Annotated in this window: 6 protein-coding genes, 22 tRNA genes and 2 rRNA genes (1 of these 30 running past the window's edge); 1 reads left to right on the forward strand and 29 read right to left on the reverse strand. The window is 41.1% G+C overall.

Going from position 1 to position 12146, the window contains the following annotated elements; translation table 11 throughout:
• Positions 1–19 precede the first annotated feature (19 nt).
• Genes AFK25_RS12275 through glgB form a run of 5 tightly spaced genes read right to left on the reverse strand, consistent with a single transcriptional unit; the run spans position 20 to position 7921 of the window.
• Positions 20–2407: a glycogen/starch/alpha-glucan phosphorylase gene (locus AFK25_RS12275; protein WP_009361648.1), complete on the reverse strand. Its 2388-nt coding sequence runs from the start codon at positions 2405–2407 to the stop codon at positions 20–22.
• Positions 2394–3848 carry a glycogen synthase GlgA gene (gene glgA, locus AFK25_RS12280; protein WP_035063875.1) on the reverse strand — a complete coding sequence of 485 codons (1455 nt, stop codon included), beginning with the start codon at positions 3846–3848 and terminating at the stop codon, positions 2394–2396. Before glgA ends, AFK25_RS12275 begins: the two co-directional genes overlap by 14 nt.
• Positions 3845–4867 carry a GlgC family sugar phosphate nucleotidyltransferase gene (locus tag AFK25_RS12285; RefSeq protein WP_009361650.1) on the reverse strand — a complete coding sequence of 341 codons (1023 nt, stop codon included), beginning with the start codon at positions 4865–4867 and terminating at the stop codon, positions 3845–3847. Before AFK25_RS12285 ends, glgA begins: the two co-directional genes overlap by 4 nt.
• Complete coding sequence (locus AFK25_RS12290; RefSeq protein WP_035063878.1) at positions 4855–6027, reverse strand: glucose-1-phosphate adenylyltransferase; 1173 nt, start codon at positions 6025–6027, stop codon at positions 4855–4857. Before AFK25_RS12290 ends, AFK25_RS12285 begins: the two co-directional genes overlap by 13 nt.
• Complete coding sequence (gene glgB, locus AFK25_RS12295; protein ID WP_035063880.1) at positions 5975–7921, reverse strand: 1,4-alpha-glucan branching enzyme; 1947 nt, start codon at positions 7919–7921, stop codon at positions 5975–5977. Before glgB ends, AFK25_RS12290 begins: the two co-directional genes overlap by 53 nt.
• Before the next feature lie 246 nt (positions 7922–8167).
• Between glgB and AFK25_RS12300 the strand changes: the two genes are divergently transcribed.
• The gene (locus AFK25_RS12300) at positions 8168–9124 is read left to right on the forward strand and encodes a cation diffusion facilitator family transporter (protein ID WP_019417284.1); all 957 of its coding nucleotides are present in this window, start codon (positions 8168–8170) and stop codon (positions 9122–9124) included.
• A gap of 41 nt (positions 9125–9165) precedes the next feature.
• Here the strand turns inward: AFK25_RS12300 and AFK25_RS12305 are convergent.
• The 24 genes from AFK25_RS12305 to AFK25_RS12420 form a co-directional block, all read right to left on the reverse strand.
• Positions 9166–9237: transfer RNA gene (locus tag AFK25_RS12305), tRNA-Glu, on the reverse strand.
• Positions 9238–9248: 11 nt separating this feature from the next.
• A tRNA-Ser gene (locus tag AFK25_RS12310) sits at positions 9249–9340 on the reverse strand.
• Between the two features lie 3 nt (positions 9341–9343).
• Positions 9344–9418, reverse strand: a tRNA-Asn gene (locus AFK25_RS12315).
• A gap of 13 nt (positions 9419–9431) precedes the next feature.
• Positions 9432–9505: transfer RNA gene (locus tag AFK25_RS12320), tRNA-Ile, on the reverse strand.
• A 5-nt stretch (positions 9506–9510) separates the two neighbouring features.
• A tRNA-Gly gene (locus AFK25_RS12325) sits at positions 9511–9581 on the reverse strand.
• A 213-nt stretch (positions 9582–9794) separates the two neighbouring features.
• Positions 9795–9870 (reverse strand) — tRNA-His (locus AFK25_RS12330).
• Positions 9871–9878: 8 nt separating this feature from the next.
• Positions 9879–9951 (reverse strand) — tRNA-Thr (locus AFK25_RS12335).
• A gap of 167 nt (positions 9952–10118) precedes the next feature.
• Positions 10119–10211 (reverse strand) — tRNA-Ser (locus AFK25_RS12340).
• Between the two features lie 14 nt (positions 10212–10225).
• Positions 10226–10302: transfer RNA gene (locus tag AFK25_RS12345), tRNA-Ile, on the reverse strand.
• Positions 10303–10310: 8 nt separating this feature from the next.
• Positions 10311–10384: transfer RNA gene (locus tag AFK25_RS12350), tRNA-Met, on the reverse strand.
• 12 nt (positions 10385–10396) lie between these two features.
• A tRNA-Ala gene (locus AFK25_RS12355) sits at positions 10397–10472 on the reverse strand.
• A 7-nt stretch (positions 10473–10479) separates the two neighbouring features.
• Positions 10480–10556: transfer RNA gene (locus AFK25_RS12360), tRNA-Pro, on the reverse strand.
• A 20-nt stretch (positions 10557–10576) separates the two neighbouring features.
• Positions 10577–10653 (reverse strand) — tRNA-Arg (locus AFK25_RS12365).
• 8 nt (positions 10654–10661) lie between these two features.
• A tRNA-Leu gene (locus tag AFK25_RS12370) sits at positions 10662–10747 on the reverse strand.
• Between the two features lie 10 nt (positions 10748–10757).
• Positions 10758–10832, reverse strand: a tRNA-Gly gene (locus AFK25_RS12375).
• 4 nt (positions 10833–10836) lie between these two features.
• A tRNA-Leu gene (locus AFK25_RS12380) sits at positions 10837–10917 on the reverse strand.
• A 4-nt stretch (positions 10918–10921) separates the two neighbouring features.
• Positions 10922–10997, reverse strand: a tRNA-Lys gene (locus AFK25_RS12385).
• 145 nt (positions 10998–11142) lie between these two features.
• Positions 11143–11218: transfer RNA gene (locus AFK25_RS12390), tRNA-Thr, on the reverse strand.
• Between the two features lie 41 nt (positions 11219–11259).
• Positions 11260–11335: transfer RNA gene (locus AFK25_RS12395), tRNA-Phe, on the reverse strand.
• 5 nt (positions 11336–11340) lie between these two features.
• Positions 11341–11416, reverse strand: a tRNA-Asp gene (locus AFK25_RS12400).
• Between the two features lie 5 nt (positions 11417–11421).
• Positions 11422–11498, reverse strand: a tRNA-Met gene (locus AFK25_RS12405).
• Positions 11499–11555: 57 nt separating this feature from the next.
• Positions 11556–11631, reverse strand: a tRNA-Val gene (locus tag AFK25_RS12410).
• Between the two features lie 10 nt (positions 11632–11641).
• Positions 11642–11758: ribosomal RNA gene (gene rrf / locus AFK25_RS12415) — 5S ribosomal RNA — on the reverse strand.
• A 231-nt stretch (positions 11759–11989) separates the two neighbouring features.
• Positions 11990–12146: ribosomal RNA gene (locus tag AFK25_RS12420) — 23S ribosomal RNA — on the reverse strand; it runs 2769 nt beyond the window's last position.

The raw sequence follows: 12146 nt of genomic DNA on the forward strand, positions 1-12146 counted from the left end.
TGCTTACAGGACTTTTTTATTAACGAATATGCCAAATATCATGAGCGTACTCTTCAATCGTTCGGTCGCTTGAAAAATATCCTGAACAGGCAATGTTCACAACGCTCATTTCCAACCATTTTCTTCGATCTTCATACGTTGCGCCAACTCGTTGTTGCGCATCAGCATACGATGCAAAATCGCGTAAAACAAAGTATTGATCATTATGAGCGAGCAATGAATCATAAATCGGTTCAAAATGATCGTACGCATCAGGAAAAAAGCCATTGACTAGTTGATTAACAACTTGATGAATGCGTTGATCGTGATGATAATATTCGTACGAATGGTATCCGCCATTCGCGTAATAGTGCAACACTTCTTCTGCCTTTAGCCCAAAAATAAACATATTTTCATGACCAACCCGCTCTAAAATTTCAATATTTGCTCCATCTAGCGTTCCGATCGTCACAGCTCCGTTCATCATAAATTTCATATTCCCAGTTCCAGATGCCTCTTTACTAGCAGTCGAAATTTGTTCACTTACATCAGCAGCTGGGAAAATTTTTTCCGCCAACGAAACACGGTAATTTTCTAGGAAAATGACTTTTAATCGTCCATTAATTTGCTCATCGCTATTCACTTTTTGTGCAACCGAATTAATTAGCTTAATGATTCGTTTCGCATAATGATATCCCGGTGATGCCTTTGCACCAAAAATAAACGTGCGTGGATGCATGTCGAAATGCTCATCTTCTTTTAATCGGTTATATAAATGCATAATGTGCAGCACATTTAACAACTGTCTTTTATACGCATGTAACCTTTTTACTTGTACATCAAAAATAGATGAATCGTCCACCGCAACACCTGTTTTTTCATAAATATATGTCGCCAACTGCTGTTTATGGTAATGCTTTACTTTCGCTAATTCATCTTGAAATGAACGATCCGTTGCATACTTTTTTAGTTGTATCAGCTGTTCCGGTTGTTTTATCCAATCCGTTCCGATCGCCTCCGTAATAAGAGAAGAAAGCTGTGGATTGGCTTTCAACAACCAACGACGATGTGTAATGCCATTCGTTTTATTATTAAACTTTTCAGGAAAGTATTCATAAAACAGCTTCATTTCACGATGCTTTAAAATTTCAGAATGTATTTTTGCTACACCATTCACACTATAGCTTCCTACAATCGCTAAATGAGCCATTTTAACAAGCCCGTGAGCAATAATGGCCATCTCCTCGATCCTTTTCCAGTCACCAGGATATCGATTCCATAAATCGCGACAAAAACGTTCATTAATTTCTTGCACAATCATATAAATTCGTGGCAATAGCGGTTGAAAAATGTAAATTGGCCATTTTTCCAACGCTTCCGACAACGTTGTATGGTTTGTATAAGAAATTGTGTTTGTCGTAATATGCCACGCTTCGTCCCATCCCATTCCTTCCTCATCTAACAAAATACGCATAAGTTCTGGAATGGCTAACACAGGGTGGGTATCATTCACGTGAATGGCCACGTGGCGGTGAAAATGTTGCAAATGCCCGTACCGTTGCCGATAATCGCGTACGATGCTCCCGATGCTTGCTGCAACAAGAAAATATTGCTGTTTCAATCTTAAAATTTTTCCTTCGTCATGTGTGTCGTCTGGGTATAAAAATTCAGAAATCGCTTCCGTTTCTCGCTTATACTGCATGACATGTTTATGAAGCGGAAATTTTGCAGGCTCGGCACTCCATAATCGCAACGTATTTACAGTCGTCGTATCATATCCAATGACAGGCATATCATAAGGAACAGCCATTACCTTTTCGGCATCATAATGTCGGAACGTTAATCGACCATCTTGTTCGTAGCATTCCACTTTTCCCCAAAAATTGACTTCTACCGCTAAATCTTCTTTTTTCACTTCCCATACATTCCCGTGACGCAACCATTGTTCTGGGAGTTCCACTTGATAACCGTTCACTATTTTTTGATCAAACAAACCATGTTTATAACGGATGCCCTGCCCATGCCCAGGCAAATCAAGGGAAGCAAGAGAGTCTAAAAAACAAGCAGCAAGACGCCCGAGCCCCCCGTTTCCTAGACCAGCATCCATTTCAACTTCTTCAATATGAGTTAGCTCAATGCCTAGTTCTTTTAATCCTTCTTCCACGACATCACGTATACCAAGATTCATTAAATTGCTTCCTAGTAAACGTCCTAATAAAAATTCAATTGACAAATAATATACTTGCTTCTTATGTTCAGCACGATATCGTTCATTTGTCTGAATCCAATGTTTACTAATATACTCACGAATCATATGTCCTAGCGTATTGTACTGATCGAGAACCGTCGATTCCCAAAAACGTTTTCCGTACATCATTTCTAGTCGTTTCAAAAACGTTTGTTTAAACTCTTCCTTATTCGTGAACATAGATGCCACTCCCAGCCATTAGTTCGTCGTATAATTGGTTGTATTTGAATGCCGATTTTGCCCAACTGTAATCCCGACTCATTGCCTGCTTCATCACCGTTTCCCATACTTCTTTTTGTTCATAAAATGAACGCGCACGTTGAATCGTATATAACATGTCATGTGCATTAAAGTTTTTAAACGTAAATCCTGTTCCTTCTTTTGTAAATTCATTAAACGATTGCACTGTATCGTTTAATCCACCCGTTTCTCGAACGATCGGCACAGCTCCATAACGCATCGCAATCATTTGGCCAAGACCACACGGTTCAAATTTAGACGGCATTAAAAACATATCTGCTCCAGCATAAATTTGATGTGCAAGCTGTTCTGAAAATCCAATATATACGCGCACACGATCTGGATATGTCAGCGCCATCTCATGAAAGAAATGTTCGAACTCCCATTCTCCTGTTCCAAGGATGATCATTTGCACATTTTCAGCAATGATTTCGTGAAATACGCATTTGACTAAATCTAATCCTTTTTGTTTCGTTAACCGTGAAACAATTGCGATGACCGGAACGTCTTCTTCTGACGGTAATGAAAAATGTTGTTGTAGCGCTCGCTTATTAATACTTTTTCGCGCAATTGTCGTCACATCATAAGGCACTGCAATATATGGATCTTTTTTTGGGTTATATATGTCATCATCAATTCCATTTAAAATTCCAACTAAATGCGAGCTTCTCGCGCGCAATAATCCGTCAAGCCGTTCACCATAATATGGAGTTTGAATTTCTTCTTTATACGTTGGGCTAACTGTCGTAATCATATGCGATGAGACGAGGGCCCCTTTCATGAAACTAACATGCCCGTAAAACTCTAAATGTTCAATCGAAAAATAACGGTCGCTTAAATTTAGCAAATCCCCTAAAATCTCGCGTGGAAAAATGCCTTGAAACTGCAAATTATGAATGGTAAATACCGTTTTCATTTGCGCGTAAAATGAGTTTTTCGTATATTCTTCACGCAATAAAAATGGGATCATTCCTGTGTGCCAATCATGACAATGAATGACATTCGGTTGAAAACCGATGACGGGAAGAGAATCGAGAACGGCTCGACAAAAATATGAAAAACGCTCACCGTCATCATAATGCCCGTATAACGAATCTCGCTTAAAGTAATATTCGTTGTCGACGAAATAGTATGTCATTCCTTCGTATTCTAATTGTTCAATTCCACAATATTGTCTTCTCCAGCCAACACGAACGACAAGCTCAGCAATTTTATTCATTTTTTGGCGCATATGTTGCGGAATGACCCCATATTTAGGAAGCATCACACGCACATCTGTACCGAGCTTTTTCAACTCTTTCGGCAATGCACCTGCAACATCAGCTAAACCACCTGTTTTCACAAACGGTACACACTCTGATACGACAAATAACACTTTCACGATTTCATCAGCGCTCCTTGTATTGTCCCTTTTCGAATGACGATTGGCTGATTCGGTGTTCCAATTAATTTTATCCCATCACCAATGCGAGCATCTTTATCAACAATCACGTATTCAAGATGACAATGATCTCCGATTTGACTTTTTTGCATAATAATACTGCTGCGTACAACAGTTCCTTTTCCTATTTTCACCGCTCTAGAAATAATACTATTTTCAATTTCTCCTTCAATGATGCATCCATTCGCAACCATTGCATTATGCACACAAGCATATGATGTATATTTCGTCGGTGGTTCATCTTTTACTTTCGTATAAATCGGTCTTCCTTTTAAAAACAACTGCTTCCACACATCTGGCTGAAGAAGTTCTAAGCTATGGTGAAAATAACGTTCGATGCTATCAATAACTGCGACATACCCATCATATTCATAGTCACATACGGTTAACCCATTTCCTTCATCACTCACCACATCAACAATACTTCGATATTGATTTCTTTGTTGGTTAGCGATTAAATCAAGCAACAATGATGTTTCTAAAATAAACATATCAAGCGATTTCCCACGATAACATACACGGGTAATGTCGCACCCGTTAGTTATATGACGTCGCAATACTTCCTCATAATCAATATTGCACACCGTATAACTGTTGCAAATAAGAGCGTACTTTTGTGTGCTTCGCAAAAAATAGTCAATATGTTGTTGAAAATGTTGAAACGAACCGATATGAGAAATCGGAAGGTCAGGCGAAGGGAAGAAGAACAATCCATCACGTTTCCGATTCAAGTCCCAATTCTTTCCTGAACCAAGATGGTCCATTAATGAACGATATTGATACTTTGGGAAAATGGCGACACTTTCAATACCTGAGTTCACCATATTTGATAAAACAAAATCAATTAGCCGATAGCGCCCAGCAAATGGAACAGCTGCAATGGAACGTTGGAGTGTCAAATCACTCATTTCCGACTTATATGTCGTTGCATCAATGACCCCAAGCATTAATTTTCCCACGTTTTCTCATCCTCTCTCTCAGAAAAATGTCCCAAAATCTCCTCTGTCACAAGAATGACTTCCCCTTCATATTGATCCGCACAAATAAACGTTCCATCAGGAATTTCCACATTCGGAGGAACAATTGCTTTTTCAATGTATACATTTTTCCCAATCACTGCATTAGGCATAACAACACAATCTTTTACTTTAGCACCTTGTGAAATGTACACCCCTTGAAACAAAACAGAATGCTCCACATCCCCTTCAACAATACATCCCTCATTCACTAAAGACTCCTTCACTTGCGCGTATGGAGCAATATATTGCGGTGGTTCATTCGGGTTCACAGAATAAATGCGCCACGTATGATCAAATAAATTTAATGCTGGAGTATCTTCGAGTAAATCCATATTTGCTTCCCATAAACTTTTGACCGTCCCAACGTCTTTCCAATATCCTTTAAACGGATAGGCCACGAGCCGCTTTTTTTCTTCAATCAGTAAAGGAATAATATCTTTGCCAAAGTCGTGGCTTGAACGATCATTTCGATTGTCCATTTCTAAATACTCTTTCAAAACAGACCATTTAAAAATATAAATGCCCATAGACGCTAAATTGTTTTTCGGATGGGCTGGCTTCTCCTCAAACTCTACAATTTCCATCTCTTCATTTGTGTTCATAATTCCAAAACGGCTCGCTTCTTCCCATGGTACTTCAATAACAGAAATTGTAACATCTGCCTTTTTTCCAATATGGTATTGCAGCATCTCCGCATAATTCATTTTATAAATATGGTCACCGGAAAGAATGAGCACATACTCCGGATCGTATTGCTTCAAGTAGTTTAAGTTTTGGTAAATAGCATTCGCTGTTCCTTTATACCATCGCATTTCCGACGATTCAGCGTACGGAGGGAGAACGGTTACCCCTCCATTTTTCCGATCTAAATCCCATGCACTTCCAATTCCAATATACGTATTTAACTCTAACGGCTGATATTGAGTGAGCACTCCAACAGTATCAATGCCTGAATTAGCACAATTGCTTAATGTAAAATCGATAATGCGGTACTTTCCTCCAAACGGAACAGCTGGTTTAGCTAAATTTTTTGTTAATGAGCTTAATCTACTTCCTTGTCCCCCTGCGAGTAGCATAGCGACGCACTTTTTTCGTACCATGGCTTTCCTTCCCTTCTCTTTTTCTTATTGGTCGTAAAATCGTAATGGCATACGGAGGAATCGTCATCCGAATATGATGCGGCTTTCCGTGATACGGCTCTTCATGTGCCACAAGCACTTTTTTGTTTATGTGCCCCGCACCACCGTACATCACTTCATCGCTATTGAATACTTCTCGATACGATGTAAGAAATGGCACACCGATTTTGTAATCGTCATACACGATATTAGTAAAATTGCAAACGACAATTAACGCGTCTTCTTCTTTTTTTCCTCGTCGAATAAAAGAAAAAATACTTTGTTCAGCATTGTTCACATCAATCCATTCAAACCCATTTGGATCGTGATCACACTCATATAATGCTTTTTGCTTTTTATAAAAATTCGTGAGAGATTTCACGTATTCATCCATTTTTCGATGCATATCAAAATCAAATAATACCCAGTCGAGTTGTTCTAAATCTTTCCACTCATCGAACTGTCCAAACTCCCCACCCATAAACAACAGTTTTTTCCCTGGATGCGTCATAAAATATCCATAAAGCAAGCGAAGTTGAGCAAATTTATCCCAATAATCACCCGGCATTTTATTTAATAACGATTTTTTTCCATGCACCACTTCGTCATGGGATAAAGGTAAAATAAAATTTTCTGTGTAAGCATATAACAAAGAAAATGTCATTTTATGATGCATATATTTTCGATCATGCATGCTCGTTTCCATATAACTTAATACATCGTTCATCCATCCCATGTTCCATTTGTAGTTAAATCCTAACCCACCATCATACGTCGGGGCAGTCACTTTCGGCCAATCTGTTGAATCTTCTGCAATCATTAATACATTCGGATCAAAAGCAAATACAACCTCATTTAATTTTTTTAAAAATGAAATAGCGTATGGATTTGGATGCAGTACATCACTGTTTGGCCAATAAAGCATATTTGCAACCGCATCAACACGAAAACCGTCAATATGATAATGTTCTAACCAAAACAAAGCGTTCGAAATTAAAAAGCTATGCACTTCTGGTTTTCCTAAATCGAAATTTGCTGTTCCCCACACAATATTTTCGCGATCTTGCATATTCATATATTCATATGTCGGCTCACCATCAAACATATATAACCCATGCGCATCTTTACAAAAATGTCCCGGTACCCAATCTAAAATGACTCCAATTCCTTCCTGATGACAACGATCAATGAAATACATTAAATCATGAGGCGTTCCATAACGGCTTGTTGCAGCATAATAACCTGTTCCTTGATATCCCCAAGAACGATCGAGCGGGTGCTCAATAAGCGGCAAAAGTTCAATGTGAGTAAATCCATGTTCAACAACATACGGAATTAACTCATCTGCCATCTCTTTATATGTATAAAATTTGCCATCATCTTTCTTCTTCCATGTACCAAAATGAACTTCATAAATAAACATTGGTTGTTCATAAATCGGTTTTCGCTTCTTTTTTCTTTGCCAAGCTTGATCATTCCATTTATATCCTTTTAAATCATATACAATAGAGGCAGTATTGGGGCGTTTTTCTGCGTAAAAAGCATATGGATCTGCTTTCAGAACGATATGTCCATCTCTTGTCATGATTTCGTATTTGTATAAATGTCCTTCTAAATTTTCAGGGACGACAATCATCCATACTCCTTGCTCGTTTATTTTTGTTAACTTGTGCTTCTCTCCGTTCCAATCGTTAAACGTTCCAACAAGACGAACTTCTCTGGCGTGCGGGGCCCATACACAAAAACGGGTTTGGATCGCTCCATCTCGTTTGATAAGATGTGCACCAAACAATTGATAACTTTGATAAAACGTTCCTTCGTGAAATAAATGCATCTGCAAATCGGTTGGACTCATTGTCAACAAATGTTCATCCATCCTTTCTTAAATGAGTACGAAAACAATTCCGTACTGAATATATTACACGAAGTCATATAAAATTCCTGTAAGAAAATTAAGATATTTTTCGACAATGTTCAACAAATCACATGTTGAATGAAATGAAAATCAATACGAACGTCCATAAATTTGTCGCTTGAGTGACAAATGATAATTATATAAAATAGTTTATAGTAATTATTATTTATTTTTTTTAATATTAATTTTAAATAAAGGAGAATGCATATGTATGATTTTCATCATTTACCGCATATGAAAGTACAAACGACATCAAAGAAAGCTCTTTGGACAACGCTGTTATTAACGACTTTTTTCACCATTGTTGAAATTGTAGGGGGTATTTTGTCTAATTCGCTTGCTCTATTGTCAGACTCAGCCCATATGGCCTCTGACGTCATCGCATTAGGTTTAAGCATGTTTGCCATTTATTTTGCTTCTCGCCCACCAAATAAAAAGTTTACATTTGGCTATTTACGATTTGAAATTATCGCTTCATTTTTAAATGGGCTTGCGCTTGTCATCATTTCCATTGGAATTTTTATTGAAGGAATTCGTCGGTTTATTCATCCTGAAAGCATCCAATTTTCCTTCATGCTAACTATCGCAACGATCGGATTTGTCGTTAATCTTGTGTTAACAATCGTTCTAAGTCGCAGCATAAAAGAAGAAGAAAATTTAAATGTAAAAAGCGCCTTATGGCACTTTATTGGTGACTTACTCAGCTCGATTGGTGTCATCATCTCAGCGATTTTAATTTACTTTACAGGGCTATATATGTTTGATCCACTCATTAGCATCATCATCGGTGCCATTATTTTTGTAGGCGGCTTAAAAATTGTGAGAGAATCGTATTTTATTTTAATGGATGCAGTGCCACATGAATTTGACATCGAGCGTATTCGTGCTGATATCCTTTCTATTGAAGGGGTAGAAGATGTACATGAGTTACACATTTGGTCCATTTCAACAAATCATTATTCCTTAACAGCACACGTTCTTATTCACGAGCATATTCAACCATTTTGTGTTATTTTAGCTATTAATGAAATGTTAAAAGAACGATACAACCTCTCCCATGTCACCGTTCAAGTTGAACATCCTTCTATTCATCAACATGGGGAATATGGAAAGAAATTTTTAGAGAAGAAAAAGAACATGCATGTAGATTTGAGAGAAATATAAAAAAGGACATCTCATATAAATGAGATGTCCTTTTTTACTAGTGACCCGTACGGGATTCGAACCCGTGTTACCGCCGTGAAAGGGCGGTGTCTTAACCACTTGACCAACGGGCCGTGTGTGGCAATGGCGGAGAAGGCGGGATTTGAACCCGCGCGCCGCAAAACGCGACCTAACGGTTTAGCAAACCGTCCCCTTCAGCCACTTGGGTACTTCTCCAAATGGCTCCGCAGGTAGGATTCGAACCTACGACCGCTCGGTTAACAGCCGAGTGCTCTACCACTGAGCTACTGCGGAATAAAGATTATAATGGGCCTAAGTGGACTTGAACCACCGACCTCACGCTTATCAGGCGTGCGCTCTAACCAGCTGAGCTATAGGCCCACGTAAGCGGGTGATGGGAATCGAACCCACGACATCAGCTTGGAAGGCTGAGGTTTTACCACTAAACTACACCCGCGCAATAAATTACTCACATAACTATTTTTTACTTCTACGCTTTGTCATGCCTCTTCCTCTACTCGCTTATTCAATGATGATAGATGCGTCGAGGCAACTCGCCGATTACTCGACGATGTGTCGCTCGTGGCTGAGGTTTTACCACTAAACTACACCCGCACGATAAATTAATTACACAGCTATTTTTTACTTGTACGCTTTATCATACAATTTATGGGGCGACTAGTGGGAATCGAACCCACGAATGCCAGAGCCACAATCTGGTGCGTTAACCACTTCGCCATAGCCGCCACAATGATGCCGGCTGCAGGACTTGAACCCGCAACCTACTGATTACAAGTCAGTTGCTCTACCAATTGAGCTAAGCCGGCACAATATGAAGTGCATCAAACTTTTAGATCGTTTGTCAGTTGTGCCTCTTCCTCTACTAGCGCATTCAATGATGATGGATGCGTCGAGGCAACTCGTAGCTTATTCGCTGAAGCTTTGCTCGTCTCTACCAATTGAGCTAAGCCGGCACAAGAAGAAAATCACTTTATGGCGGAGGAGGAGGGATTCGAACCCCCGCGCGCCTTTCGACGCCTCTCGGTTTTCAAGACCGACCCCTTCAGCCAGACTTGGGTACTCCTCCGTATAATATGAACATGGTGGACCTTGTAGGACTCGAACCTACGACCGGACGGTTATGAGCCGTCTGCTCTAACCAGCTGAGCTAAAGGTCCTAAGCTAGTAGCGGCGGAGGGAATCGAACCCCCGACCTTACGGGTATGAACCGTACGCTCTAGCCAGCTGAGCTACGCCGCCATTATAAATAGATGGTGGAGCCTATCGGGATCGAACCGATGACCTCCTGCGTGCAAAGCAGGCGCTCTCCCAGCTGAGCTAAGGCCCCTTGAAAATGGTCGGGAAGACAGGATTCGAACCTGCGACCCCATGGTCCCAAACCATGTGCTCTACCAAGCTGAGCTACTTCCCGTCCTCATTACGATATAAACATGGCGCGCCCGAGAGGATTCGAACCCCTAACCTTCTGATCCGTAGTCAGATGCTCTATCCAATTGAGCTACGGGCGCATATAAAGTGCCGAGGGCCGGACTCGAACCGGCACGGTAGTCACCTACCGCAGGATTTTAAGTCCTGTGCGTCTGCCAATTCCGCCACCCCGGCATAGGCATGTTGGAGCGGAAGACGGGACTCGAACCCGCGACCCCCACCTTGGCAAGGTGGTGTTCTACCACTGAACTACTTCCGCATTATGCGGGTGGAGGGACTTGAACCCCCACGCCAAAGGCGCCAGATCCTAAGTCTGGTGCGTCTGCCAATTCCGCCACACCCGCATCATGGTGAGCCATGGAGGACTCGAACCTCCGACCCTCTGATTAAAAGTCAGATGCTCTACCTGCTGAGCTAATGGCTCATTAATAAATTAAAAAACTTTATTCAATTTTACTTTACCTGTCCCTTCCTCTACTAGCACACCCAAGATGTCAAGTGCGTCGGGACAACTCGTAACATATTCGAAGAAGTTTTGCTCGTTGCTGAGCTAATGGCTCAAAACAATCTGGTGCCGGCTGCAGGACTTGAACCCGCAACCTACTGATTACAAGTCAGTTGCTCTACCAATTGAGCTAAGCCGGCATAACATGAAGTGCATCAAACTTAGCTGACATCACTCAAAATGGTGGCTCGGGACGGAATCGAACCGCCGACACAAGGATTTTCAGTCCTTTGCTCTACCGACTGAGCTACCGAGCCATACATGGCGGTCCCGACGGGACTCGAACCCGCGATCTCCTGCGTGACAGGCAGGCATGTTAACCACTACACTACGGGACCAATATTGGTTGCGGGGACAGGATTTGAACCTGCGACCTTCGGGTTATGAGCCCGACGAGCTACCTGGCTGCTCCACCCCGCGACGATGAAATAAAAAACTATTCAACGAAACAAAATACATCAAGAAACTTTATACACATGGTGGAGGATGACGGGATCGAACCGCCGACCCCTTGCTTGTAAGGCAAGTGCTCTCCCAGCTGAGCTAATCCTCCATTACATTTTGCCCGGCAACGTCCTACTCTCGCAGGCGGTGTCCCGCCAACTACCATCGGCGCTGGAGTGCTTAACTTCCGTGTTCGGGATGGGAACGGGTGTGACCTCTCCGCTATCGTCACCGAGCAAACATGCTTTAGACAAATGTTATTATAAAGGAATATTTTTTGTTGTCAAGCATTTTTTATTCCTTCAAAACTAGATAACAGGTGTTGTATTGTCTAGCTTCGAACTAACCCCCTCCTACGCCTTCGCTTTTTCCGTTCGACGTGCACGCACGTCTTCGTCAAAAGCTTTTGGCTCCGTCGGATGTTTTCTTGACTACGTCAAGAACCGTTCTCCGCTTTTCTCATGTGCTTAGTTAAGTCCTCGATCGATTAGTATCCGTCAGCTGCACGTGTCGCCACGCTTCCACCTCGGACCTATCTACCTTGTCATCTTCAAGGGATCTTACTCGCTTGACGCGATGGGAAATCTCATCTTGAGGGGGGCTTCACGCTTAGATGCTTTCAGC

This window comes from Anoxybacillus gonensis, assembly GCF_001187595.1.
In the GTDB taxonomy this organism is placed as follows: Bacteria; Bacillota; Bacilli; order Bacillales; family Anoxybacillaceae; genus Anoxybacillus; species Anoxybacillus gonensis.